Here is a 26,847-nt window from a genome sequence, read left to right as displayed (position 1 = left end):
ATTGATAACGATTACATTGTGTGCCATATGCGCTGCATTTGCGACCTCACTGCCTGCTGCGGATATTTACGTTGCCCCGGGTGGGAGCGATCGTAACGCGGGCACGAAGGAAAAACCGTTGGCGACCCTTGAAGCTGCGCGCAACAAGGTGAGGAGCATGAGCGGAACAGTAACTGTGTTTCTGCGGGGAGGCACGTATTATTTTTCCAAACCCGTCGTTTTCGGGCCGGAGGACTCGCGGGCGGCGGGGCAAGCGGTAACCTACAAAGCCTTTCCCGGAGAAAAAGTCACAATTAGCGGCGCGGCAGTTGTCCCGGTTAAATGGTTGGAATACAAGGGTAATGTCAAGAAGGCGACTATCGGCGGCGATTATATTTTCGACCAGCTGTTTATTGGCAGGAAAAAACTGCACATGGCGCGTTACCCGAATTTTGACCCGGCGGTCAGCCATTTCGGCGGCTATTCGGCGGATGTGCTTTCACCAGCGAAAATCAACTCCTGGAAGCGGCCGGAGGGTGCCTTCATCCACGCCATGCATAAGCACGAATGGGGCGATTACCATTACCGGGTGACAGGGAAAACAGGCGACACCACGCTGGCGCTCGAAGGGGGGTATCAGAACAATCGCCAGATGGGCATGCACGACAAGTACCGTTTCATCGAAAACCTGCTCGAAGAGCTCGACGCGCCTGATGAATGGTACTATGACGCCCCTTCGCGTACGCTGTACGTGTATGCGCCTGCGGACGCCCGCGAGGTGCTGACGCCGCAGATCAGGCATTTGTTCGAATTCCGCGGCACCGCGCAGAAACCGGTTCGGAATATCCATATCGAGGGTTTTGAACTGGCGCATACCCTCCGCACTTTCATGGAAACCAAAGAACCGTTACTCCGGAGCGACTGGACCATTTACCGTGGCGGAGCGGTGTTGCTGGACGGTACCGAAAATTGCGCCATTCGCAAGTGCCATTTCAATGCGGTGGGTGGCAACGGGGTGTTTTTCAGTAATTACAACCGCGGTGGCGAAGTTTCCGCATGTCATTTTGAAGAAACCGGAGCCAGTGCGGTTTGCTTTGTGGGCGACCCCGGCGCGGTGCGTTCGCCGAGTTTCGAATACAACCAGGCGGTGCCTTACGACCGAATGGACAAGGCTCCCGGCCCGAAAACTGATAATTACCCGGCCCAATGCAGGGTTTACGATAACCTGATGCACGGCCTGGGGCGCGTGGAGAAGCAGGTCGCCGGCGTGGAGATTTCGATGAGTATGGATATTACCGTTAGCCACAACACGATCTACAACATCCCGCGGGCAGGCATTAACGTGAGCGAAGGCACGTGGGGCGGGCATTTGATCGAGTTCAACGACGTGTTCGACACCGTGCTGGAAACGGGTGACCATGGCTCGTTCAATTCCTGGGGACGCGACCGGTTCTGGCATCCGGTGCGGGAACGGATGGACAGCCTCGCTGCCGCCCATCCCGAACTGATCCTTCTGGACGCAGGCAGGACGATTGTGATCCGTAATAACCGCTTCCGTTGCGACCATGGGTGGGACATCGACCTCGACGATGGCAGTTCCAACTATCATATTTACAATAATTTGTGCCTGAATGGCGGTTTGAAGCTGCGGGAAGGTTTTCAGCGGGTCGTGGAAAATAATATTATGGTTAATAACTCCTTCCACCCGCATGTGTGGTTTGCCAAAAGCGGTGATGTATTCCGAAAAAATATCGTCACGAAACCCTACGCGCCGATCCGGGTAAATGAATGGGGCAAAGAGGTGGATTACAATCTTTTCCCCGACCAGCCAGCGCTTGAAAAGGCCCGCCATAATGGTACCGACGCACACAGCCTGGAAGGTGACCCGATGTTTGAGGACCCGGCAAAGGGCGATTACCGCGTGAAACCGGGCAGTCCGGCATTGAAATTGGGCTTTGTGAATTTCGCCATGGACGAATTTGGCATCGTCTCTATCGAACTGAAAAGCAAGGCCGCAAAGGTGCCTCTTCCGGCGATCAAAAATGGGACCGACAGCAAAGCCGTATCCGCGATAGCCTGGCTGGGCGGCCAGTTGCGGAATGTAAATGGCCTGGGTGACCGATCGGCCTATGGGTTGCCCGATGAAAAGGGTGTGGTAGTAGAAGCCGTGGCTGAAAATAGCTTGCTTGCACGTGCAGGCATGAAGCCGGGTGATGTGATACGGGTCCTGAACCACCGCGATATTGCCAATGTGGCGGAGTTGACAGATATTTTTCAGGAGATCAACTGGATGGGCGAGGGGGAAGTCGCGTTTTTCCGGAACCAGGCTTTGCATAAGTTGAAAGTACCCTTTAAATAGTCGGCGCCGATTCTGTTATATTTGAAGTTCCGCCCGTAAAAAAACGGGCGGGCAAGATCGTTTCGTTTCGGAAATATGTCAGAAAAGTGGGTTATGCGGGTGATGAAACGCGTATTTTCAAATTTGGTTAAAGCCTTGCTGCCGGTGCTATGCTGTGTGGCGCTGGCAGGTAGCGCCATTGCCGGTCGCGCTGCCGACAATGCTGCGGGACGGGTGCTGCGCTATTCGATCCGCGAGGGGCTTTCGTTTGGCGTGGTGAATAGTATCGCACAGGACAACGACGGCCTGATGTGGTTTGCAACAGGCGACGGTGTCAGCCGGTTCGACGGCACTGCGTTCAGGAATTTCAAATATGACCGCAACGATCCGCACAGTTTGCCAGGTAACTATGTCAAATCCATTCTCCGGGACAAAAACGGTACGATCTGGGTTTCCTCGCGCGAAGGCATCGGGGAGTTTGTGCCTGCGAGCCAGCGTTTCAACAGGTACAAACCCTATCAAACCAAAGGCGGTGTCGGAAACGACGTGAGCGATATCAGCCAGGGGGCGGGTGATCACCTTTGGCTTGCATTAAATGGCTCGGGTTTCGCCTCTTTCAACACCAAATCCCATCGATTTACACTTCATAACCAGCAAACGCTTCCCGGGCTTTTTACGAATTCCATTCTTAATGTGTTCGAAGATTCGCAGGGAATGTTATGGCTCGGCTCGCGCGATAATGGGATCGAGGTTTGGAAACATGATGGCGTCGGAAAGCTGGTGAAGGCAGGGCTGGACGTCGGCAGGGTATCCCGTGCGCGGATCAATGCGCTTTACGAGGACCATTTGCGTAACGTCTGGATCGCTTCTTCCCGCGGCCTGATCCTCTTCAAAAGGAGCGAAAACCGGTTTTATGACTTACATATCAATACATTCCATCACAGCGACATCTATCTGTCGCTGATAGAGGACCAGCAGCACAACCTGTTGATCGGTGTGCAGGATGGCGGGATTTATAGGCTGGCATTATCACAATTGGGTTCCAGATCGCCGGATGCGCTCCTTTTCGAGCAGGTACGTGATAAGGACAATAAGGGCATCACGCAGCGCTCGGTGCAGTCGCTTTACATTGATAAGGACCGCAATGTGTGGCTCGGCACCTACGGCGAAGGCGCGTACCTGATCAGCGCGATACCGGAGAAATTCAGGAAGTTTGAACAGAAAACCATCGATTCCCGGGCTGAAAGCTATTTGCGTTACTATGGCATGTGCGCCGACAAGGATGGTAATCTGTGGATCGGCACCGATGGCGACGGCATTTACAAAACAACTGCTTCGGGGGAAGTTTTAAAGCATTATGCGGCCTCCACAACGCCCGGCATGCTGCCGGACGGAGCCGTAATCGCCGCGCACCGCGACCGGCAGGACCGGCTATGGTTTGGGACGTATTCCAAAGGCCTGGTCCGGTACGATCCTGCTACGGACACTTTCAGACGTTACGCGCACGACCCGTCGGAGCCGTATTCGCTGGGCGCGAACGACGTTCGTGTCATTTATCAGGACCGGCGACGTAATATCTGGGTCGGTACAAATGGGGGAGGCCTTAGCCTGCTCGATGAACGGACCGGTAAGTTCCGCAATTTTATCCCGTCCAACAGCTCCATTAATGCGAACGACGTGCGTGCGATCGCGGAGGATAAGTATGGCAATCTCTGGATCGGGACTTATGGCGGCGGGCTCAACTACCTGAATACCCGTACGATGCGGTTCGGGTCGTGGTTCAATGCGGCCGGTAAGGAGCCCTATTTGTCCAACAGGATCATTTTCTCCCTGTGTATGGATGGTCTGGACCGGCTTTGGATCGGATCGGAAGGGAACGGGCTGTTGCTGTTTGATACCCGCGCGAAAACGGTGCGGTTTTTTGACGAGAAGCGCGGTTTGGCAAGCAATGTGGTCAATGCGATCCAGCCGGAAAGTGCGGGAAAAGTTTGGTTGAGTACAAATAAAGGTCTTTCAAGAATCGATGCGACAACGGGCTCGATCGAGAATTTTGACACCAGCCACGGGCTGCAAGGCGGGCAATTCAATCCTGGTTCTGCACTTTATAATGCCGAAAGCGGCCTGATGAGCTTCGGGGGGACCGAGGGCTGGAACCTCTTCGACCCTACGCAGGTGCGGGCGTCGCGGTATCAGCCGAAGGTGATGATCAGCGGGATCAGGATATTTGGTAAGGACAAGGAGGGCAACGAGGCTATTTCACTTTTTGAATACCTGGGTAAATCCCGGCGATTTTCGATCAAACCCGATCAGTCGGTATTTGCGATCGATTACACGGCATTGAACTACGCTTACCCGGAACTTACACGCTATGCCTACATGCTCGAAGGGCTCGACAAGGATTGGAGTTATGTCGAAAACGAGCGTTCGGCGACCTACCGCTACCTACCTTCGGGTAACTATGAGTTTAAGGTGAAGGTCGCCAATCAGGACGGTGTCTGGTTTGAAGACTATGCCTCGCTGCCGATCCGCGTGATGCCGCCCTGGTACCAAAGCTGGTGGGCGTATTTCCTCTATATGCTCACCATCGGGCTGGTGCTTTACTACTACCAGCAGTACAAGCTGGGGCAGGAAAAAATGAAGTATGAGGTGCAGCTGGCACATTTGGAAACAAGGCAGCAAATGGAGCTGAACGAAAAGAAGCTATCGTTTTTTACGAATGTTTCGCACGAGTTCCGGACGCCGCTTACATTGATCATCAACCCGATACGGGAGATGATGCAGTCCGCTGGGGCGGCTAGCGCCGACGTCCCGTCGGTGCCGTCAGCGACGACGAGCATGCACATCATTTACCGCAATGCAAAACGCCTCCTCAGCCTGGTGGACCAACTCCTCCTCTTCCGTAAGGCCGACCAGCAGACCGACCAGCTCAAACCGGCCGTACACAACCTTCCCCAGCTGGTTACCGAAGTTTTCCAATGCTTCCTGCACCAGGCCGAACAAAAGCATATCCGCTATGAGCTGGCCGTTCCCGAAACCGAATTGGAAGTGACCTGCGATTGGGAAAAAATCGAAATTGCGGTCTTTAACCTGATTTCCAATGCCATAAAATTTACGCCCGAACATGGGACTGTGAGGGTGCAGGTGCTCGATCTCGGGGAGCAGGTGGAAATCGTTGTGAGCGATACCGGGCCGGGCATTCCGGCGGATGCGGGCGAGGATATTTTCAAGGTCTTTCATCAGTATGCCGACCGTCGCTTTGCAGCCAAAGGTGGCTTTGGGATCGGTTTATATTTAGCCAAGACATTTGCAGAAAACCATTTCGGGCAGCTGAGGTATGAATCGGAGCTGGACCGCGGCACGACATTCCATATTTCGCTTTGGAAAAACCATCCCGAGCTTGCCAGTTTTGCGCGCGAAGGCGAAATGCGCGATTCGGTGCTGCTGGAAGAGCTTTCGGAAGGGGTAATGCCGGTAAAAACGCCCGCTATGCCCGACTGGCAGAGCGAACTGCTGGACATGAAGGAACCTTCGACCGAAAGCCACACCATGCTTGTGGTGGACGACGACCCTGAGATAAGACAGTACCTGGGCTCCATTTTCTCGGGAAAGTACAAAATGTTTGAAGCAGGAAGCGGGGAGGAGGGCCTTGAACTTGTACGCAGGCATTTGCCCGACATCGTGATCAGCGATGTGATGATGGGGGGCACTTCCGGCATCGAACTCTGCCGCCAGATGAAACTCGATATGGCACTGAGCCATATCCCGGTGATCCTGCTCACGGCCAGTACCTCACAGGATGTCCGTTTGAAAGGTATCGAGGGTGGTGCCGACGACTATATCGGCAAGCCGTTCGATAAGGATATTCTCGTGGCGCGGGTGGCATCGATCCTCCGCAACCGCAACGACCTGCAAAGGTATTTTTACAACGAAATCACCTTGCAGACGAGTGATTTCAAGATCTCGGCCGAATATAAGGAGTTCCTGAACGAATGTATCCGCATTGTAGAAAACCATATCACCGACCCGGCATTCAATGTGAAAGTGCTCGCTTCGGAGATCGGGATGAGCCATTCTACGCTTTACAACCGCATCAAATCCATTTCCGGGCAGTCGGCGACGAGCTTCGTCCGTTTCATACGCTTGCGCAAGGCTGCCCAGTTGCTCATTACCACGGACATTACGATCAGCGAGACGGCATTCAGTGTTGGCATCAACGACATCCGCTACTTCCGTGAGCATTTCCAGAAACTGTTCGGGATGAAGCCATCCGAATATGTGAAAAAATTCAGAACGCCTTTCCACGAGCAGATGACGATCGACAAAGATATTTTCCGCAAAAGATCCGTGTAGTAGGTTGTTTATTGGAGTTTCCCCAGCTTTTCATGCCTGATTCTAACAAAATCAGGCATTTTTTGTGAATTCACCCCCTTTTTAATGCGAAAATGTCCCCCTGTGGCCGGGTTGAAATAGTCCTACTTTTGATTGATCAATTTATAAAAGCGGCGGGCGGTACCCCGGTTTATGATTAAATCAAGATTGGCCGGATCCAGTCAAGCCGCCCCCTTATGAGCTGATCCGGCATCCAATTATTCAACTTTACAGCTGTATGAAAAAAACTCTTTACGAAGGCGTTCGGCCAACCGTTAGACCAACCCTCCGGGCGGCCCTGTACACCGTCAGCCGGCCCGCCCGGCAAGCCCTCCCGGCGACTTTGCGCACTGCGTGTTTTTTGCTGTTCCTCGCGTTAACCTCCTTGTCGGCGTTTGCACAAAACCCATTTAACGTGAAAGGAACGGTCACTTCCGAAACCGGCGAAGGGCTGCCTGGTGCTAGTGTGATCCTGAAAGGCACTTCTACCGGCACTACGACAGACGTGGACGGCAAGTATTCGCTCAACGTGCCCGACGGCAGCGGGACGTTGGTATTCACCTACATCGGCTACCTGAACCAGGAAATCGCGCTGGGCAACCGCTCGCAGCTGGATGTGAAACTCGCTCCCAACGACAAGACGCTGGAAGAGATCGTGGTGGTAGGGTACGGCACCCAGAAAAAGGCCACATTAACTGGCTCGGTTTCGGAAGTAAAAGGGGCCGACATTGTGAAAAGCCCGCAACCCAACCTTTCCAACTCGCTCGCGGGCCGTTTTTCGGGCTTTGTGGCCAACAACCGTGGCGGTGAGCCGGGTTATGATGGGTCGAGCTACACGGTGCGCGGGTTCGCTACCACCGGAAATAACGATGTGCTGATCGTCGTGGATGGTATTCCCGGCCAGGTTGGGGGACTCGACCGCCTCGATCCGAACGACATCGAGAGCATTTCGATCCTGAAAGACGCTTCGGCGGCTGTTTATGGTAGCCGTGCGGCGAACGGGGTGATTCTTGTCACCACCAAGCGCGGTACCACGGGCAAGCCGGTCATTTCTTACAGCTTCAACCAGGGTTTTTCATCGCCTACACGCCTGCCTAAGCTGGCCGACGCGCCTACGTATGCGACGATCATGAATGAGATCGATTACTATAACAACCCGGCGGGCGGGATGAACCAGCATTATTCAGCGGACGAGATCGCGAAGTTCCGCAATGGTTCCGATCCTTTGAATTACCCGAATACCGACTGGCAGAAGGAAACCCTCAAAAGCTTCGCATTGCAGAATCAGCATAGTCTGGCGATCAACGGCGGTACCGACAATGTGAAGTATTACGTGTCACTGGGGACGATTTACCAGGATGGTTTGTACAAAAATGGCGCTACGAAATACAAGCAATATAATTTCCGCTCGAATATCGACGCCAATGTGACCAAAGATTTCAAGGTCAGTCTGGGCGTTTCTGGCCGTCAGGAGAACCGCGCTTTCCCGATTTCGTCGGCAGGAAACACATTCCGTTCGATTTACCGGGCCTATCCAACCGTTATCGCGCAATATCCAAACGGCTACTACTCGACGGGCGTGGAGAACCAGAACCCCGTTGTACTGGGGACTAACATGGGAGGTACTGTCAGCAACCCGACGTCCGTCTTCAATGGTATCCTGCGTGCGAACTATAACCTTCCGTTTGTGGACGGCCTTTCGGTGGACGGGTTTTACTCGGTGGATAAATCGTTCAACTTCTCGAAGTCGTTCAGCACGCCTTACACGCTCTATAATTACAATAAGACAACCGGGGCTTACTCCGGCGTAGTTACCGGCGGGTCGGCCGGCGCGGCGTCGATTGACCAGTCGCAGCTCAATATTACCAACCTTACGCAGAACTTGCGGTTGAGCTACGTCAAAACGATCGGCAAGCACAATGTGAATGCATTTGTGGCTTACGAGCAAAACAAGCGTAATGAGGCCAAATTCGGTGCAACGCGGATCAATTTCCCGACTACCTCCACGCCTGAACTTTCACAGGGTGGTGCGGCGGCGACCGACAAGAACAACTCGGGTAGCAGCTTCAACTTCACCCGCCGAAGCTACATCGGGCGCTTCGCATACAATTTCAATGAAAAATACCTGGCAGAAGTGCAGGCGCGTGTGGACGGCTCATCGGTTTTCCCGAAAGGCAAGCAATATGGTTTCTTCCCGTCGGTTTCGGCAGGTTACCGCATTTCGGAAGAAGATTGGTTTAAAAACAGCGTTAATTTCATCGACGACCTGAAATTACGTGCTTCTTACGGTACGTTGGGTAATGATAATGTGGGCCAATTCCAGTTCTACAATAACTACTCCTTCGTGAACCAGTATGTGCTGGGCAACAATGTGATTTCTCCGGGTATCGACCTTACGAAGATAGCCAATCCGAACATTACCTGGGAGACTTCCAAGAAGCTGGATATCGGTCTGAATGCGGTGTTCCTGAAAAATTTCAATATCGAAGTGATCTATTTCAGCCAAAAGAGATCGGACATCCTGGCGGCGAGAAATGCTTCTATACCAAATACTTCCGGTATCGTAAACCCTTACAAAACCAATGACAATACCCCATTGGTGCCGGACGAAAATCTTGGAAAAGTGAACAACACCGGGGTGGAAGCGACATTGGGCTATAACCATAATGGCAAGTTCCGCTACAACATTTCAGGAAACATTACCTATGCCAAAAGCAAGGTGATTTTCATCGACGAAGCTCCCGGCGCGCTTGATTATCAGCGCCAGACAGGTGGGCCGCTTTACACCAACCTGCTTTATAATACCCTCGGAATCTTCCGCACGCAAGCTGACCTGGATGCACACCCGCACGTACAAGGCGCGCAGCCGGGCGATTTGATCCTGGAAGACTACAATAAGGATGGCAAAATCACCGCCGACGACCAGGTACGCAGCAAATACGGCAATGTGCCTCTGCTGACTTACGGTTTGACGTTCAATGCGGGTTACGATGCATTCGACCTGTCATTGGTATTCTCCGGTCAGGGCATGGTAAGCCAGTATGTGTTGCCCGAATCGGGCCAGGTAGGAAACTTTTACAGCAGCTGGGCCGACAACCGTTGGAGCCCTTCAAATCCTGACGGCTCGTTCCCGCGTGTCGACACCCGTGCTTCTTCGTCGATCAACGGTGGTTTGTATGCCAATAATTTCTGGTTGAACAACTCGTCGTTCGTTCGTTTGAAAAACCTGGAATTGGGTTATACACTGCCGAAAGACGCATTGTCGAGGCTTAAAATCGCGTCACTGCGAGTGTATGCGAGTGCATTTAACCTATTCACGATCACGGGTGTGAAAGATTACGATCCGGAAGGCAACAGCAACAGCGGCCAGTTCTATCCGCAGCAACGTATTCTGAACCTGGGCCTCAATATCAAATTTTAATTGAAATCATGATTAACATGAAAATAAAGAGCTTCACATTACCAGCCCTGGCCGCAGCGATGATGCTTTCGCTGTCTGCGTGCGACCAGAATTTCCTGGATGTCGTTCCCACCGACCGTGTGTCCGATGCCTCCATTCTCTCCGACTCCGTACTTTTCGAAGCATATGTTACGAACCGCTACATGGGCGTCCGCCTGGCCGACAAGGAAGCGGAAGGCACCTTGCCCGGCTTTGGCCGCGGATTTGAATATGCGCTGTGGTCTTCCGTTACCGACGAATCAATTTATAACAATGATGATAACACCTGGCTGATCCAGCGCGGGCAGATCGCACCGGAAAACACCGGTATCGCAGGGACATTCTGGGGCCGTAGCTACCGTAGTATCCGCGAGATTAACTACGCGCTGACAAATATCGACGCGGTGCCGATGAGCGCTGCCCGCCGCAGCCGTTTGAAAGGCGAATTGCAGTTCATCCGTGCATTCCGCTACCACGATTTGCTGCGTAATTATGGTAAAGTGGTGCTGCTGGGGGATAAAGTGTACCAAGTAAGCGATGACCTGACGAGCCCGGAGCTGTTCCAGCGATCGGAGATTAAAGCGGGTCTGGACTATGCGATCGCGCAGCTTGACGAAGCAGTCGCGTTACTGCCCGCATCGAACGACAACAGTACCTGGAAGCTCGGCCGTGCTACGAAAGGCGCTGCATTGGCATTGAAATCGCGTCTGGCACTTTATGCTGCAAGTCCGCTTTACAATGCAGGAACATGGCAGCAGGCAGCGGCAGCGGCCAAAGCGGTGATGGATTTGAACAAATACTCGCTCTACACCGGCGGATATGGTAATCTTTTCACGACTACCGATAACCAGGAGATCATTTTCGGCCGTTTGTACGCGGTAGGCGCGCGCCACGTGTGCCTCGAAATTTCGAACGGCCCGAATGGCTACAATGCATGGGGCGGTAACGTGCCGGTGCAGAACCTGGTGGACGACTACGAAATGCTGGACGGTACGCGCATTACCGATGCCAACACGAGCTATGACCCGAAAAACCCGTACAAAAACCGCGACCCACGTTTTTACGCCACTATTCTTTACAATGGCGCCTCATATCGCGGCAGCACCGTGGAGACCTTCACACCGGGAGGAAAGGATAGCAAGGACGGACCTTCGAACTGGAATACGTCCAAGACAGGCTATTATCTGAAGAAATTCATGAACGACAACCTGCCGATCGACAACCCCTGGGACGTGGCCGGAACGCAGACCTGGATTTACTTCCGGTATGCTGAGATCCTGCTGAACTACGCCGAGGCGCAAAACGAAGCCTCGGGCCCGGATGCAACCGTGTACGCGGCTGTGAATGCGATCCGCCAACGTACGGGTGTGGGCATGCCTGCATTGCCCGCGGGCCTCACACAGGCGCAAATGCGCGAGCGTATCCGCAACGAGCGCCGCATCGAGCTGGCATTCGAAGAGCACCGTTTCTACGATGTGCGCCGCTGGAAAATCGCAAGCACGACCGAAAACGTGCCTGCTTATGGCGTCGAGATTGGCAAGAGCGGCAGCGCGTTTACCTATGCCCGTAAGGAAGCGCTTACCGGCCGCAAGTTCGCCGACAAGCAATACTGGCTCCCGATCCCGCGTACCGAGATCCAGGCTTCGAATAACAAGCTCGAACAGAACCCGGGCTATTAATATCCTTCACTCCCGGCGCCTCAGTCGCCGGGAGTTCTTTTTCTATCCATTCCCTGACAGACCAATTCATGCAAATTTCTCAAAACCTCGGAACATTGTTCCTGGGGTTGCTCATGGCTGCACCCATCAGTTGCCAAGGAAGCGACCCCGTTGCTAAGACCAACGAGCCGGCTGCCGGAACGGTGACGATCCGCATCGATCCAACCAAAACTTATCAAACGATCAGAAATTTCGGTGGTTCCGATGCCTGGGCATGCCAGTTTGTAGGCAACTGGCCGCTGGCCAAAAAGAACGGGATCGCCGATCTGCTTTTCAGCAAAGACACGCTCGCCGACGGTCGTCTGAAAGGCATTGGCCTGTCGCTGTGGCGGTTTAATGCCGGTGGCGGTACCACCGAGCAGGGCGATGCGAGCGGTATCCGCGATGAGTGGCGGCGTGCGGAATCGTTTTTTGCCAACGACGGAGGTTATGACTGGAACAAGCAAGCCGGCCAGGTTTGGTTCCTCAATGCGGCCAGGGAACGCGGTGTAGGCGAGTTTTTACTTTTCCCAAATACCCCGCCGGTGCAGTTTACGACCAACGGAAAAGGTTATGCCACAAACGGCCAGCCAAACCTTGCCTCCCAGCAGTTCGATAAATTTGCTGGTTACCTGGCCGATGTGATCGACGGCGTGCGCAAGAAAACCGGCATTACGTTTCAGTACGTGAGCCCGGTGAATGAGCCACAGTGGGATTGGAGTGACGGCGGCCAGGAAGGAACGCCGTATTTCAACAACCAGGTGGCAGCCATTACCCGCTCGCTAAGCGCTTCGCTGCTGAAAAAGAACCTTTCGACCAAAATCAATGTGGCGGAAGCCGGGCAGCTCGAATATCTCTATTCGGAGCATAACCGCCCGGGACGTGCGAGCCAGATCGCAGCTTTCTTTGATAAAAACAGCTCCGAATACATTGGTAACCTTCCTAATGTGGTTCCGGCGATTTCGGGGCACAGCTATTTCACTACTTCCCCTTATAAAACCGCCGTTGACAAGCGAAAACAGCTTGCGGGCGGGCTTGCGACGGTACCGGGGCTGGAATACTGGCAGACGGAATACTGCATTCTGGGCGATAACGATGGCGAAATAAAGGGTGAGGGCCGCGATTTGAGCATCACTTCCGGTCTGTACATTGCCAGAGTGATCCACAACGACCTCGTCTATGCGAATGCCACGGCCTGGCATTGGTGGCTTTCCGTTTCGCCTTACGACTACAAGGATGGGTTGGTATACATTGATAAAAACAAAACCGACGGTAGTTTCCAGTCATCCAAAATGCTTTGGGCATTGGGTAATTTCAGTCGTTTCGTGCGTCCGGGCGCTAAGAGGGTGGAGGCATCGAGCAGCCTCGGTACCGACGGGCTATTGGTTTCTTCTTATTTAAATACAAATAATGAACTGGTAACCGTGATCGTGAACAACGACAATCAGGATCGGGAGATTCAGCTCTCGCTCGGATCCGGCCAGAAGCCGGTGGCGACCAGGGTTTACGAAACTTCCGCCGAGCGTGACCTCGCGCCTGTACAGGTAAGCGGTCCGAACGGCAATATTTCGGTAAAAGCGCGGAGCATTGTTACCGTTACCAGCAAAATGTAAGTGGGTAGTGTTCAATATGGTATCCTGGACAGGTAGTCCTGGACGGACTTTTCGGGCGGGCCGGTTCTTTGGGGATCGGCCCGTTTTCGTCTGTACAGCCATTTTGTAATGTAATAGTTACAACCTAATTTTGATCCAACTACTCACCTAAATCAAATTGTATCCGTTGAAATCCGTTATACGACGGGACAACTCGTGTACGAGACGGCCAAAATAAGTGGCGAAGGCATTGCAGCAAATTCTCTAAAATATTTATGCCCACAAGAAATATCCTTGCATTGCTTGCAACGCTGCTGGTTATCGCAGCAGCCCGTTTATATTGGGTCGAAACCTTCGCGATCCGACTGCCCTTCTGGGACCAGTGGGATGCCGAGGGGGATTTTCTGCTCAGACCGTGGATCGAAGGCCGGCTGAAATTGCATGACCTGTGGGAGCCGCATAACGAGCACCGCATTTTTCCCACGCGGTTGCTGTCGCTGCTGATTTTCAGTGTTACAGGCGTATGGGACAACCTGGTCGAGGCGCGGGTGAACATCCTTGTCGCAGCTTGCATTCCGCTCATTATCCTGCTGTTTCTAATGCGGCAAAAGGCGTTGCACGGCCTGCGCTGGCTGGTGCTGATTGTGATCATCGCCCAGTTTTCGCTGCCATTTGCATTCGAAAACCTGCTGATCGGCTTTCAAAGCCAGTTTTATTTCCTCATCATTTTTACACTTTTGGCCCTCATACTGGTCTCCCGCTATCCCGACAGTTTCGTGGCGATGGCTGGCGTGCTGGTACTGTCGTGGCTGAGTGTATTGACGATGGCTTCTGGCATCCTTACGCCCCTGGCGGCGGCGGGCGTGTATGCATTGCAAGGGTTTCAAAAGCGGCAGCTCAATTGGAAACACGTGGCTTTTGCCGCTGTGCTCATTGGCTTATCCGTGGCCGGGTATTTCCTGATGCCACAGATCGAAGCCAACCACATTTACCGCTCCCGGAGCGTTGTCGAGCTACGTAAGGCGTTGCGGTACATTCTGGCCTGGCCGGTGCTGAAAAGCTGGCCTGCTGCGATTGCGTTGTGGGCTCCTGCTGTGGTGATGGTACCCTGGTTTTTGCGGAACCGCACGCTCTCCCGGGCGGACCTGTTCATGGCCGGATGCGTGATGTGGTCGCTCGCACAGACGCTCGCGATCGCATACGGGCGCGGACAGGCGATGCAAACCGTCTCTTCCCGCTACACCGAGCTGTTTACCATCGGATTGATCGGCGGTGCCTGGTTTGCAGCACGTTTTATGGAAATTACGCTGAAACACTGGTATATTACCTGGATTGGGGCAGTGTTTTTCGTGGTATTCATCAGGGGGCACGTCACTCGCCGCGATCTGGAAATGCATAATGTCCGCACGTCGTACGGCCTCTCCGTGAAACAGGAATCGAACGTGCGCAAGTACCTGAAAACGGGCGACCCGTCGGTGCTGGTTCAACCGCAATTTGAAATACCTTACCCCGATTCCGTCCGCTTGCGCAGCCTGCTAGATAATCCGACGCTCCGGCATATCTTACCACCCTATTTGAGCCAATAGCGTACCCATTTCCTTCCCGGGAAAGCAAATAATATGGTGCCGTTAAATCACTGAAAAGCACGTATAATACCCTGTTTTTACGCCTTTGGATAATCAAAATTGTCAAAGCAGGTAAAAAGAAATAGCATTGTGGCCACATTCCGGACAATGGTCGCGGCAGTTCCCGAAAAGCCGGCCGCCATTTGTTGCGGAACAAGCGTTCACAAAACAAAAGCTATGAAAATCAGTACACTTTTTACCCTAGTTTGGCTCTGTGTGGCCATGCAATGCTTCGGCCAGGAAAAGCTCTGGACCGCAGCTGACAAACAGTCCACGATCGATCAATTGATCCGCACACGCGATGCATTGGTGAAGGAAACGGAAAACCTCACGCCCGAGCAATGGGCATTCCGCGAGTCGCCCGACCGTTGGTCCATTGCCGAAGTGGTGGAGCATCTGGCGCTCTGGGAGATTGTCTGGTTCAGAGAGCTTAGCATCGGGACAAGAAACAAGCCGCAACCGGAGCTGATCAAAACCACGCGGCCAGACAGCTATTACCAGGAATTCATCATGGAGCCGAACCCTCACAAAGCCGCTGAAATCGCGAAGCCAACCGGGTTTATCAAAGGAAAGGACAACCTGACGTTTTTCCTGCGAGGCCGGGAGCAAAGTATCTCTTTTGTGCGCACCAGCGAAGCCGATATGCGGGCTATTTTCGAGCTGACCGGCACACCCGACCCGCGCAACATGCACCAGGTGCTCATTTACCAATGGGGCCACACAGACCGGCATTTGCGGCAGATCCTGAAAGTGAAAAGCCATTCGTCGTATCCACGGTAAGAGGGAGGAAGGGTGAAAGGAGGAAGGGGAGGAAGGAGGAAGGGATAGTCCCTCCTCCCTTTTCTCCCTCCTCCCTTTCCTCCCTCCCCCCTTTCCTCCCTCCTCCCTTTCTTCCTCCTTTCACCCAAAATAAAAATTGTTTAATTATATAAAAACGTGTAGGATTGCATTCCCGTTACAACTGACGTACCGCTCCTGAATGCAATCCAATCCCGACAACAATGCTGATGACGCTGACTTGTGGAAGTCGTTTCGTGCCGGGGATGATGAGGCGTTCGGGCAGATAGCCCGGCATTACTACAAAAGCCTGTTCAGTTATGGGGCCAAGTTTTCACGTGACCGTGAATTTGTAAAAGATTGCATCCAGGATCTTTTCATGGAACTTTGGGCCAAGCGCGAGACGATCGGGGATACTGAATTTGTAAAATTTTACCTGCTTAAATCTCTTCGCCGGAAAATCTACCGCGAAAGCCAGCGGCAGCAATGGATTAACGACGGGGATGAACTGGACTTTTCTGCCGAAACCACCGGAGACGCTTCCATTGAAGAGCATATCATCGAGATCGAAACCAATGAAGCGATGCTCAAAACGCTCAATCAGCAAATAAACCTGCTCACGCGCCGCCAGCAGGAGGTGATTTACCTCCGTTTTTTTGAAAGTATGGATAATGAAGCCATCGCACAGGTAATGGGGATCACACGTCCCGCCGTTGCCAACCTGCTCTACCGCACCATCCAGGAGCTGAAAGATCGACTGTAAAGCGTTCGTGCGCTCGTGCAAGTCTCCTGATTTGCACACCCCATTCGCAGGCCTCCGGCCGGTCGGTATTGCAAAGACGCCATCGCAGTATAGACCAGCCGGAGGCCCTTTCCTCCCTCCTCCCTTTCCTCCCTCCTCCCTTTCCTCCGTTCCTCCCTTTTAAAAAAAATTTGAAATATTTTGATTATTCCAATGCGACCCCTGCCTATGTATAGTTAGAAAACAATTATAACATGGATCAGTACCAGGAATACACCCTTGAAGATTTCGTTCTCGACGCCCGTTTTCAGGGCTGGGTACGGCATCAGGAAGCTACGGATGCGGTATTCTGGAAGCAATATATCGACGAAAACCCTTTGCAGGCAGACGACATTCGAAGCGCCCACAAGCTGCTCGACGGCGTGTACCGTCATTACCGTACGGAAATTGACGAAGTGGAGATCGACCTGGAAATACAGGGACTTTTGGAACGCGTCAGAACGGAGAAGTTGCTGGGTTTGAGGACGGAGGAAAAGGAGTATGGAAGAAGGGAGGAGCGAATTGTCAGTGAGCCATTGAAACTCAACGAGTCGCGTGTTGTTAGTGAATCCGGGCGTAGCGTGTGGTTTGGGTCGGCGTTTTGGACTCGGGTGGCGGCTTGTCTGGTGCTGGCGATTGGTTTGGGGTGGATCGGATGGCGGTATTATCGCTTCAATGACGGCTATAACGGGCTGGTATCGGGTAAGGGGCTGGTGGAGCGGGTGAATACTTCCGGGAAACAGCAGGTTATCAAACTCGCAGACGGCACGCAAGTGGTGCTTTACCCGCAATCCCGGCTCAGCTTTGCTGAAACATTTCAACCGGATCAGCGTATTGTATACTTGTCGGGCGATGCCTATTTCCAGGTGGCCAAGGATCCGAAGAGGCCGTTTCTGGTACATACGACGGACTTGGTAACCAAAGTGCTGGGTACCAGCTTCTTCGTGCGGGCGCAGGATGCTTCAGACAAGACGCTGGTAGAGGTGCGGGAAGGAAAAGTTTCAGTTTTTAAACAAAAGGAATTTGCGGCGCGCAAAAATGCCCAGGCCAAAACGCCGAACGGCATGGTACTCACGCCCAACCAGAAGCTCATTTTCGAGCATGCAAGCAGCGAAATGCGCAGGACGCTGAGCGACAATCCGGAAATCGTGCCTTCCGATAACCCGAAGACATTCGAATTTGTAAATACACCCGCTTCCTCCGTGCTCACCGACATCGAAGAGGCTTACCAGATCGACATCATTTTCGACCGTGATGTCATGAAGGGGTGCCCGGTAACGGCATCGCTCGGCGGGCAGCCGATGTTCAGCAAACTGAGCATTCTCTGCGAGGTGATCGAGGCGAGGTACGAAGTGCTCGACGGCAAGATTGTCATTTACAGTAGGGGCTGTAAAAGCTAGAAACCCTGTTTAACCCAACCAAACCCGGATGCCGATGCGTATATAGAAGAAAGTAGCCACAAAAAAAGAGTCGGACAATGCTACCAACATGCCCGACCCTCATGAATCCCCATATTTGTTTTCGACCGCAAATACTATCCGTCCTAAGAAGGATAACGGGGATTGTTTTATCAAAATCTAACCTCAATAAAACAGTCAAATGTATGAAAGAAGCTTTTAAGTTTCAATTTATTTTCAATGTGATGCGGATATCGCTGTGCCAGTTTTTACTTGTCGGGTTGTGGGCGCTTGGTACTGCCAAAGCGACGGACGGCAACGCGCAGGCGCTTTTGTCCAAAAAAGTGACGGTGGATATCCAGGAGCAGGGGATCGAGCATGTGCTGGGAAATCTGGAAAAACAGGTGAACGGCAAGTTTGTTTACAGCGCGAAAATGATTGGCAGCGGGCGAAAAGTGAGCATTAAGGCAAGCCAGAGACCATTATATAAGGTTTTGGATGAAGCATTGAAACCGCTCGGGCTGCATTACCGGGTGACGGACAACCTGATCATCATCAGCCGGTCCGCTAAGTCGGCAGTAGCGCCTACGACGGGCATCCGCAGCCGGGCGGCGGGGTATACCGTTTCGGGGAAGATTACCGACGTGGCGGGCGAGACGCTCAGCGGCGTCACCGTGATCCTCAGCCACAACAACCTCGGCGTGGTGACCGACATTAACGGAACTTACAGCTTCGCCGATATTCCGGACGGTACCTATACATTGAACGTGACGAGCATTGGTTTCACGGCCATTAAGAAGGAAATACAGGTGGCAGGCCAGGACGTGCAGCTGAATATAGAAATGAAAGACGACATTCTGCAATTGCAGGAAATCGTCGTGACAGGCGGTAACCCGAAGAAAAAGATCGAAAGCAGCGTAGCCATTACGACTATCAATAATAAAGACATTCAAACCCGCGCGCCGTTGAACAGTACCGACCTCCTGAAAGCTATCCCAGGCCTGACGGTGGAAAGTACTGGAGGCGACGGGCCCGGCAACGTGTGGGTACGCGGTTTCCCGCAGCAGGGCGGCTATATTTTCCTCGGAATAATGGAAGACGGGCTGCCCGTACTGCCCACAGGTTTCAATTCCATTCCTTCTGTGGACCAGTATTATAAAACAGATTTGACGATTAAGAATATCGAAGCAGTGCGCGGGGGTAATGCGTCGATTGTAATGGCTAACACGCCCGGCGCGGTGATCAACAACCTTAGCTACACCGGTGCGGATAAAACTTACGGCAAATTCAAAGCCACGACCGGCCTTTCACAAGGCTTGTACCGCCTCGACGGTAATGTAGGCGGCAAGGTAAGCGACCAGATCCGGTACAACATCGGCGGCTTCTTCCGCACCGATAAAGGCATTGTGCCTCCGGGCTATACAGCCAACCAGGGCGGTCAGTTGAAAGGTAATATGACTTTCAATTTCAAAAACCAGAAAGGCTTCGTGCGCCTGTACGGGAAGTATCTGAATGATAAAGTACAGTGGATGCTGACGAGCTTCTATCCCTACGACGGCACAGGTAAGCCCACCAAAACCGGCAATTTCGACATGGTTACGCAGTCGCTGGCGACGATCGATACCAAGTTCAGTTATACCGATGCCAGCGGCGTGACACGTAATTATGATTTTTCCGACGGCATTCACACCAAGCAGGGGTCGGGCGGTTTCCAGTTCAATTACCTGCTGGATAATGGCTGGGAGGTGAATAACAATTTTCGCTACCAGCACACCAACCGCACCGTTACTGCGGGCATTCCGGCAAGCATTACAACCTACAACGGAACGACACCTTATTATTACCTCGATGGCTCAGAGGCCGGTTTGAAAGCGGGCGACAGGATTGTGAATGTGACCGGCATCGGCCAGGAGGGTAAGGATGTTCAGGTTGTTGATTACCTGGATTTTAAAAAGACGATCAGCAACCATAGCGTTGGCTTCGGCGCAGGTATTCACCAGTTCAACCGCAACGACGGACCTAACTATAACTTCTCTTACCAGCAGGAGTTTAAAGAAAATCCTAAAAGACTGCTGACCTCGCCAACGGCGGCCAAAATCACGGCCACCAACCTTGTAACGGTGATCGGCGACACCCGCACATTATCAGCCTATGCATCGGACGAGATCACACTGAATCCCCAATGGCGCCTTGACCTCGGAGCACGCATCGATAACCAGAATGTTTCAGGCAAGCGTCCATTCTACGCATTCAAAGCCGATGGCACACCCGATTACACGAGAGGGGCAGGCCTGACGATCGCGGGTCACACCGATTATTCGGAAACCATCACCAACTGGGCGGCAACGGCTGGTTTGAACTACAAAGTCAACAATGAGGCGGCCTTGTTCGCACGTGCCACACGCGCCTACAATGCACCCACCATCGCGGATTACAACGCCACCGCGTACGATCCGGCGAGGATCAAGAAACGTCCTGTGTACCTGGGTGAAGTGGGGGTGAAGTATGCGAAAAACGACTTTTCACTGTTTGCTTCTGCCAGCTATTCCGCGATCAAGAATGTGTCGTTGTCCATTACAGTACCGACCATTTCCTCGGGTAACCAGGTGCTCGTAGCGTTCGGCTCCACGCGCACTTACAGCGCTGAGTTCGAAGCGTCCTACAAGCTGACAAAAGCCCTGAGCCTTCGCTGGACGGGTACTTTGCAGGATTCGAAATACACAGATTATACCGCCAACACCAATACCAACAACGCCATTGTGGCGATTCTGGGCGATACTACTTACAGCTTCACAGGCAAAAGAACGGAACGCGTCCCCGTTTTCAACACCGAATTGTCGGCGACTTACGATTACAAGAAGTTTAACATTTACCTCGCAGGAAACTACATCGGTTCCCGCTTTACTGCACCGAGCGATAGCTACAAGCTGCCAGCTTATGTGCTCATGAAAGGTGGTGCCGGGTACAACTTTACGAAGGCGATCAATGCACGTTTCTGGGTTGATAACCTGCTCAATGCAAGAGTATTGACGGAAGGCGATGTGCGCGGCGACCAGTTCCGCAACTTCGCTGCCGTGGAAAAAGGAACAATGATGCCGGGACGCACGATTCTCCCGAGGAGTTTTTGGCTCTCGTTGTCTTACGAGTTTTAATACGATGGATGAAAAGGAGGGCGGGGGAGGCTTCCCCTGCTTTCCGCTTTTGATGCGAATTCAATGAAGGTCATATATTAAATGGTTCATTTTGATGTACATATCTATGCTTAAACCTTTCCCGATTCCGCGCAAAAGCCTTGTTTCGTCGGTGCGCTGGTCCGCCAAACTGATCACAGTCGCCGCCTTTGCTGCATTCACGATGCAGGACACCGTCACCAAACCTGATGAAAGTCGGTTCACGCCTGTTGTCCTGGCCGATAACCTCGATGAACCGATGGCGTTCGAAGTGCTCCCCGACGGCAGTTCCTACATTATCGAGCGTAAAGGCGCTTTGAAAAAGTACAATCCGTCGACCAACACCACCGAGCTCATCACGACGATCCCCGTCAATACCAAATATGTGAGCAAAGAGGGCGTCTCGCGAGAGGCCGAGGAGGGTTTGATGGGTATTACCCTGGATCCGAACTTTGCCAAAAACCACTGGATTTACCTCTATTATGCCCATCCGACGGAGAAAAAGCACATTCTGGCACGCTGGGACCTGGTAAGCGACCAACTGGTCGAAAATTCAAAAAAAGTGGTGCTCGAAGTAACTACCCAGCGGGAAGTGTGCTGCCACACGGGTGGCGGTATGACGTGGGATAAAAACGGCAACCTTTTGCTTACTGTCGGCAACAACACCGGTAATGACAAAGCCGCCCAAACCGACGAACGCCCCGGCCGAGAAAGCTGGGACGACCAGGGACATGCCGGTAATACCAATGATTTGAGGGGCAAAATTCTCCGCATTCATCCCGAACCGGACGGTAGTTACACCATTCCGGAGGGTAATCTCTACCCGAAAGGCACCGCCAAGACCCGCCCTGAGATTTATTCAATGGGCCACCGCAACCCATGGCGCATCTCGGTCGACAGCAAGACGGGCTTCATTTATTGGGGCGAAGTAGGACCGGATGCGAACGAGGATTCCGAGATCGGACCGAGAGGCTACGACGAACTGAACCAGGCGCGTAAGCCGGGCAACTTCGGCTGGCCGTGGTTTGTAGGCAACGATCAGGCGTTTCCGGTTTTTGATTATGGCAATAATAAACCCGGCGAGAAGAAAGACCCTAAAAACCTGGTGAACATCTCGCCGAACAATACGGGCTTGAAGGAACTGTTCCCGACCGCCCCGAGCTTCATATATTATCCCTACGGCGTTTCGGAGAAGTTCCCGCAGGTAGGCTCAGGCTCGCGCAGCGCGACGGGCGGTCCTATTTACCACCGTTCCGATTTCAAGGCACCGAAACGTCCGTGGCCGGCTTATTACGAAAACAAATGGATCGCCGCCGACTTCTCACGCGGCTGGATCATGGCCATTACGATGAATGCGCAGGGCGATTACGAATCGATGGAGCGCGTATTGCCGAGCTATCACCCGGTGCAGCCGATCGATATCAAATTCGGGCCGGATGGCGATTTGTACATCCTCGAATACGGCAGCAACTGGTTCCGCAAAAGCGACAATTCGCGGCTGGTGCGCATTGAGTACAATGGCGGAAACCGCAAGCCCGTAGTAGCCGCATCGGCAGAGAAAAAGGGTGGGACGGTGCCATTCGAAACAATTTTGTCCTCCAAAGGCACGAAGGATTTCGATAACGACGCATTGAAATACAGCTGGAAAGTAACCAGTCCGGGTGTTGCGCCAAAGGTTTTTAGTACTGAAAACCCTGCGGTAAAATTCGATAAAGCGGGCGTTTACACCGCCACTCTGACCGTTACCGATGCCAAAGGTGCCAGCAACAGCCAATCCGTACGCATTATTGCCGGTAACGAGCCGCCGAAAGTGGCGATCAAACTCGACGGTAACAGCACATTTTTCTTCCCTAAAAAGCCGATCGGTTACGCGGTCGGTATTACGGATAAGGAAGATGGCAGCACGGCCGACGGCAAAATCAAAGCAGGGCAGGTGGCGGTAAGTATCGACTATACCGCCGAAGGGTTTGACTATGCCGAAGTGGCCCAGAGCCAGCGCAGCGTGGATGCGACGACGCAATTCGCAGTAGCACAGACATTAATGAGTAAAAGCGATTGCAAAGTGTGCCACCAGCCGAACACCAAGTCGGTAGGGCCTTCATTTGCCGATGTTTCGAACAAATACAAAGCTGACCCGGGCGCATTGGACAAACTGGTGAAGAAAGTGCGCGAAGGCGGATCGGGCGTTTGGGGCGAAGTAGCCATGGCAGCGCACCCTGCGTTGCCCGTAGCTGATGCCGAAGTAATCGTCAAATACATTCTGAACAGTACCGAAAAAACGCTTTCGACATTGCCGCTGGAAGGGCAATACACCCCCCAGATCCCGAAAACAGACAACGGGAAAGGCTCCGTAATCATCCGCGCGGCCTACACCGACCGTCCTGTGGGCACCACGAAAGCCGTTCCCGCCCAAACCACCGAGGAAATGATCGTGCTTCGTAGTCCGGAGCTTAATGCGGCCGAAGCACCTGTCACGAAAGGTGTCGAAACCAAAGCATTGGGTGTAGCCGGACAAGGCTTTGCCGTGGTCGCGTTCGAAAACAGCTACATCGCATTCCCGGCCATTGATCTCACGGGCATCGATTCCCTCGAACTGAATGCCGCCGCCCAGCAACGCGAAGGCAGCGTGGGAGGAACCATCGAAATTCGCCTGGGTTCGCCGACCGGCACGTTGATCGGCCAGCAAAAACTCGCCGTAGCCAAACCGGTAGACGTCGCTAAAATGATGGCCGAGCTGGAAAACGGCGCGAAAAAGGAAGGATCGGGTGCTGCCGCAGCATCGACTGCCAAACCGGCACCGGCGCCTCCACGACGCTTCTCGCAGCCCCCTGTTCGAATCGGTATTCAACCTACGACCGGCAAGCAGGACATTTATTTCGTGTTCCGGAACGCCGAAGCTAAGGCTATCGAGCCGCTGATGTCGTTCTCTAAAATCAAGTTCAAAAACAAACCATAACTAATTGAAATATGAAGTTTAACATAAACAGGAGGGATTTCCTCACCCGTGCAGGTGCAATGGCCGCCGGTACGCTGTTGGCGCCCTCGTTGGTCGAAGCTGCCCGCCAGGCAGGCATTACTTTGGCCGAAAAACCAGCCGGTATCCAGCTTTTCACGGTTTTTGAAAAAATGAATACCGACCCGAAAGGTACTTTGGAGCAGATCGCTAAGATCGGGTACAAGGAAATCGAATCCGCATTCAGCACGCGGGGCAAGTATTATGGCTATGAGCCTAAGGAGTTCAAAGCATTGGTGGAAGGTCTCGGCATGACCTGGCGCGCACATCACGCACTAGGCGCACCGTTCAAAATGCCTCCCGGGCGTAAGTTGCCGGTTGGCTCCGACGGCAAGCCCATTACCATCCCGCCGATGAAAAATCTTCGGGATAACTACCAGGAACTTGTAGACGACGCAGCCTCCGCCGGCCTGAGCTACCTCGTATGCGCAAGCACGCCCGTAGGCACAAGCGACGAGATCAAAAGCTCCATTGAAGTGTTCCAGAAAACCGGTGAAGCAGCGAAAAAAGCCGGCATTCAATTCGCGTACCACAACCACGCAACGGAGTTCGATCCCGTGGATGGCGGCAAAACGCCTTACGAACTGGTATTGTCCCAAACCGATAAGGACCTGGTGAAAATGGAGCTCGACCTGGCCTGGGCTACCAAAGCCAAAAAAGATCCGGTAGCACTGTTTAAGGAGCATCCGGGCCGTTTCCCGCTCTGGCACGTGAAAGACATTAAGGCAGATCTTGCCACCATTACTGCCGTAGGAACCGGCGTCGTGGAGTTCAAACGCATTTTCGAAGCTGCGCAAATCGCCGGTTTGAAATATTTCTTCGTGGAATACGACCTCGCACCGGGCTTCGAAACGGTAGAAACCTGTTATAAAAACCTGCAAAAAATCCTGGCCTGAGGGTTCTGACCAGGATTTCAAAGCACACGCCAGCGGATTTCCGGGGCGTGTGCTTGTTTTAAGGGTTAGGGGGGAATAGTTGAAATTCGTTCACGCCGAAATAGCCGTGGTAATCCTGAATGGCCAGCCTGAATTTCTGGGCTTTCACGGGTGCGATGGTCTTGTCCCAGTCACCCATGTTGCTGTCCTGCGCCAGCGAAACCCATTGATTTCCTTTTAAATAGAGCACTTCAAACTTTTTGATCTCCGATTTTCCGTACCTGGATTCGCCCAGCTTAATGCGGCCTACGGTCTCCGGCTTGCCCAGATCTACTTCCAGCCAGCCCGTTGGCTCATACAACGCCATGATCTCGGGCGACTGATAATGCAGGTTTTTACCATAATATTTCGAGAAATCGACGTCCTTCCGCCGCCCGATCTTCCAGGCTGTTTTGGGGTTATCATCAAATGCGGATGCCGCGTCGTGGTAAAACTGCCCTACCGCGCTTGAAGCTGTGGCCTTGTGGGCATAAGCGAGCGAGCCGCTGGCTGGCAGCGGAACGGTCGGCGCGATCGTCGAAGCGTCTTTGTCGAGCGTCAATACGGCAATCGTCGCGATCGGGTCGATTTTGTCTGCGGGGTAGGCGAGGCCAATGCTTTTATTATTTTGTGTGAACTGAACCGGCGTGCCGTCCGGCAGCTTTGCGCTCAGTATTTTGGCGGGAATGGCCGGCAATGTGAGGGTGGTTTTATCCGCATTCAGCAAATGGACGAACACTTGTTTGCCACGATACGAGCTCACATAGTCGGGAGCGGGGGTGAATACGCCGCCTTTAGTATTGTAAATGGCAGTCCGGTTCTTCGCAATCCAATCGCCCATTTCGCGGGCCCGGGCTGCAAAGTCGGCGGGGAAAATGCCGGTGCTATCCGGACCGATGTTGAAAAGCAGGTTGCCGTTTCCGCCTACACAGCGCAACAGGGTGTGCACCGATTCTTTCAGGCTGCGGGGCGTGTCGCCGAACCTCCATGCCCATTGGTGGCCCATATTGGTGCAGGTTTCCCAGGGTACTTTTCCGTAACCGGCCACAAAACCCTCGGGCGTAGCATAGTCGGCGTATTTGCCCACATAAGCGTGCGATTCGTCGGGTGTGAATGGTTCCAGGCGGTTGTTGATAATGATTTCTGGTTGGAGTTTTCTGGCCAGATCATATACTTTTTTAGGCTCAACCGGCGTCGGCCAGCCTTCGTAATCGATCCAAAGCAGGCTGATCTTGCCGTAGTTGGTTAATAGCTCGCGTACCTGTTCGAGTGCACGGTCGGCGAATATGCCGTTCGTTTGCGGATTACGGCAGTCGGGGTCTTTCCAGTCGGCTACTGAAAAGTACCAGCCGATGGGCATATTGGCCTCGTGCGCAGCCTGCGCAAGCTCCTTGCACACATCGCGGCCGAATGGCGTGTGCATGATGTTGTAATCATTGGTTTTGGTATCAAAAAGCGAGAAGCCGTCGTGGTGCTTGGCCGTGAGCACCATATACTTCATGCCCGAAGCTTTCGCGAGTGCTACCCATTCTTTGGCATTGAAGCGGGTAGGGTTGAAGCCGCGGTAGAGCGAGTCGTATTTGGCCTTGCCATAGCCTTCTCGCGACCAGCTGATTTCCTTGCCGATGCGGGAGACGGGCCCCCAGTGAATGAAGAGGCCCATTTTGGCGTCTTGCCACCATTTCAGGCGCTGCGCTTTCGGCATTTCGGTTTGAGAAAATCCGGGTAGCGCAAATGCCGCCAGTAACATTCCTAGT

General features: G+C 53.1%; 13 protein-coding genes. 12 read left to right on the top strand and 1 reads right to left on the bottom strand.

Annotated elements, in window-relative coordinates:
- The first annotated feature begins 1 nt into the window (after window position 1).
- The 12 genes from IEY24_RS09475 to IEY24_RS09420 all read left to right on the top strand — a co-directional run bounded on the left by IEY24_RS09475 (window position 2) and on the right by IEY24_RS09420 (window position 25,072).
- Window positions 2–2,338 (top strand): PDZ domain-containing protein, encoded by a 2,337-nt coding sequence (locus IEY24_RS09475; RefSeq protein WP_229221725.1) that lies wholly within the window; start codon window positions 2–4, stop codon window positions 2,336–2,338.
- 75 nt (window positions 2,339–2,413) lie between these two features.
- Window positions 2,414–6,667 (top strand): hybrid sensor histidine kinase/response regulator transcription factor, encoded by a 4,254-nt coding sequence (locus IEY24_RS09470; RefSeq protein ID WP_188930981.1) that lies wholly within the window; start codon window positions 2,414–2,416, stop codon window positions 6,665–6,667.
- 256 nt (window positions 6,668–6,923) lie between these two features.
- Complete coding sequence (locus tag IEY24_RS09465; RefSeq protein ID WP_229221723.1) at window positions 6,924–10,106, top strand: SusC/RagA family TonB-linked outer membrane protein; 3,183 nt, start codon at window positions 6,924–6,926, stop codon at window positions 10,104–10,106.
- Between the two features lie 17 nt (window positions 10,107–10,123).
- On the top strand, window positions 10,124–11,803 hold the full coding sequence (locus IEY24_RS09460; RefSeq protein WP_188930979.1) for a RagB/SusD family nutrient uptake outer membrane protein: 1,680 nt from the start codon (window positions 10,124–10,126) through the stop codon (window positions 11,801–11,803).
- A 68-nt stretch (window positions 11,804–11,871) separates the two neighbouring features.
- Window positions 11,872–13,434: a glycoside hydrolase family 30 protein gene (locus IEY24_RS09455; RefSeq protein WP_188930977.1), complete on the top strand. Its 1,563-nt coding sequence runs from the start codon at window positions 11,872–11,874 to the stop codon at window positions 13,432–13,434.
- Between the two features lie 254 nt (window positions 13,435–13,688).
- Entirely contained in the window at window positions 13,689–14,999 is a 1,311-nt protein-coding gene (locus IEY24_RS09450) for a hypothetical protein (RefSeq protein ID WP_188930975.1), read from the top strand.
- Window positions 15,000–15,215: 216 nt separating this feature from the next.
- The gene (locus tag IEY24_RS09445) at window positions 15,216–15,818 is read left to right on the top strand and encodes a DinB family protein (protein WP_229221721.1); all 603 of its coding nucleotides are present in this window, start codon (window positions 15,216–15,218) and stop codon (window positions 15,816–15,818) included.
- A 199-nt stretch (window positions 15,819–16,017) separates the two neighbouring features.
- Window positions 16,018–16,578, top strand: coding sequence for an RNA polymerase sigma factor (locus IEY24_RS09440; RefSeq protein WP_188930973.1), 561 nt, complete (start codon window positions 16,018–16,020; stop codon window positions 16,576–16,578).
- A gap of 233 nt (window positions 16,579–16,811) precedes the next feature.
- Window positions 16,812–17,996, top strand: a complete 1,185-nt coding sequence (locus tag IEY24_RS09435; RefSeq protein ID WP_188930971.1) for a FecR family protein — start codon at window positions 16,812–16,814, stop codon at window positions 17,994–17,996.
- 203 nt (window positions 17,997–18,199) lie between these two features.
- Complete coding sequence (locus IEY24_RS09430) at window positions 18,200–21,145, top strand: TonB-dependent receptor domain-containing protein (protein WP_188930969.1); 2,946 nt, start codon at window positions 18,200–18,202, stop codon at window positions 21,143–21,145.
- Window positions 21,146–21,251: 106 nt separating this feature from the next.
- Complete coding sequence (locus IEY24_RS09425) at window positions 21,252–24,119, top strand: PQQ-dependent sugar dehydrogenase (RefSeq protein WP_229221719.1); 2,868 nt, start codon at window positions 21,252–21,254, stop codon at window positions 24,117–24,119.
- 11 nt (window positions 24,120–24,130) lie between these two features.
- A complete protein-coding gene (locus IEY24_RS09420) occupies window positions 24,131–25,072 on the top strand; it encodes a sugar phosphate isomerase/epimerase family protein (RefSeq protein ID WP_229221709.1) in 942 nt (313 codons plus the stop codon).
- A 58-nt stretch (window positions 25,073–25,130) separates the two neighbouring features.
- Here IEY24_RS09420 and IEY24_RS09415 read toward each other — a convergent pair whose 3' ends face one another.
- Entirely contained in the window at window positions 25,131–26,840 is a 1,710-nt protein-coding gene (locus IEY24_RS09415; protein ID WP_229221707.1) for an alpha-L-fucosidase, read from the bottom strand.
- Window positions 26,841–26,847 lie beyond the last annotated feature (7 nt).

Source organism: Dyadobacter endophyticus, from assembly GCF_014641595.1.
Taxonomy (GTDB): domain Bacteria; phylum Bacteroidota; class Bacteroidia; order Cytophagales; family Spirosomataceae; genus Dyadobacter; species Dyadobacter endophyticus.
Note: the sequence above shows the minus strand (reverse complement) of the source record. Positions and strands in the feature narration are given on the sequence as shown.

What these genes read in the sequence shown, in the direction of transcription:
- IEY24_RS09470 (WP_188930981.1), top strand. Translation starts at nt 2,414, where the DNA reads ATGTCAGAAAAGTGGGTTATGCGGGTGATGAAACGCGTATTTTCAAAT.
- IEY24_RS09465 (WP_229221723.1), top strand. Translation starts at nt 6,924, where the DNA reads ATGAAAAAAACTCTTTACGAAGGCGTTCGGCCAACCGTTAGACCAACC.
- IEY24_RS09460 (WP_188930979.1), top strand. Translation starts at nt 10,124, where the DNA reads ATGAAAATAAAGAGCTTCACATTACCAGCCCTGGCCGCAGCGATGATG.
- IEY24_RS09455 (WP_188930977.1), top strand. Translation starts at nt 11,872, where the DNA reads ATGCAAATTTCTCAAAACCTCGGAACATTGTTCCTGGGGTTGCTCATG.
- IEY24_RS09450 (WP_188930975.1), top strand. Translation starts at nt 13,689, where the DNA reads ATGCCCACAAGAAATATCCTTGCATTGCTTGCAACGCTGCTGGTTATC.
- IEY24_RS09445 (WP_229221721.1), top strand. Translation starts at nt 15,216, where the DNA reads ATGAAAATCAGTACACTTTTTACCCTAGTTTGGCTCTGTGTGGCCATG.
- IEY24_RS09440 (WP_188930973.1), top strand. Translation starts at nt 16,018, where the DNA reads ATGCAATCCAATCCCGACAACAATGCTGATGACGCTGACTTGTGGAAG.
- IEY24_RS09435 (WP_188930971.1), top strand. Translation starts at nt 16,812, where the DNA reads ATGGATCAGTACCAGGAATACACCCTTGAAGATTTCGTTCTCGACGCC.
- IEY24_RS09430 (WP_188930969.1), top strand. Translation starts at nt 18,200, where the DNA reads ATGAAAGAAGCTTTTAAGTTTCAATTTATTTTCAATGTGATGCGGATA.
- IEY24_RS09425 (WP_229221719.1), top strand. Translation starts at nt 21,252, where the DNA reads ATGCTTAAACCTTTCCCGATTCCGCGCAAAAGCCTTGTTTCGTCGGTG.
- IEY24_RS09420 (WP_229221709.1), top strand. Translation starts at nt 24,131, where the DNA reads ATGAAGTTTAACATAAACAGGAGGGATTTCCTCACCCGTGCAGGTGCA.
- IEY24_RS09415 (WP_229221707.1), bottom strand. Translation starts at nt 26,840, where the DNA reads ATGTTACTGGCGGCATTTGCGCTACCCGGATTTTCTCAAACCGAAATG.